The 449-nt window shown below is 50.8% G+C and carries 1 protein-coding gene; it reads right to left on the bottom strand.

The features are described 5' to 3' along the window. The coding region (locus QEH52_RS20200) for a transposase (protein WP_308952767.1) at positions 1–449 on the bottom strand (449 nt) is incomplete at both ends.

The following is a 449-nucleotide window of genomic DNA, read 5'->3' as shown; positions in this document are numbered from 1 at the left end:
CCCGAACGAACATCACGTCTAAAATATTTCGGATAACTGGATAGCGCGTAGGCCTTTAGCTCGCGGAAAGAGCAAATCTTAGCCCGCACAGGATTAAGATGAACATAGTCCACCAAACCCAACAGCGGACGATCCGAGCCAATCAGAATCGCTTTGTAACGCCCCTGAAAAACGTGCCCGCGCTCCTTGCGCAGGCGGTTGAAGCGAGTCGCAAAGGTACTTTGTAGCCACTTCATGCCAACAACTAGATTCGGTTCAGGCGTCTCAACCACCAAGTGGAAGTGATTACTCATAATCACATACGCGTGCAGCTTCCACCCACAGCGATTCACCACTTCAAATAGGCAGCGTTCAAACGCTTCACCCGTGTTCGCCTTCAAGAACAACTCCTTGCGGTAATTGCCACGGCTGATCACATGATAGATCGCTCCAGGGTATTCGATGCGTTG

The organism is Thalassobacterium maritimum, assembly GCF_031127805.1.
In the GTDB taxonomy this organism is placed as follows: Bacteria; Verrucomicrobiota; Verrucomicrobiia; order Opitutales; family Coraliomargaritaceae; genus Thalassobacterium; species Thalassobacterium maritimum.
Note: the sequence above shows the minus strand (reverse complement) of the source record. Positions and strands in the feature narration are given on the sequence as shown.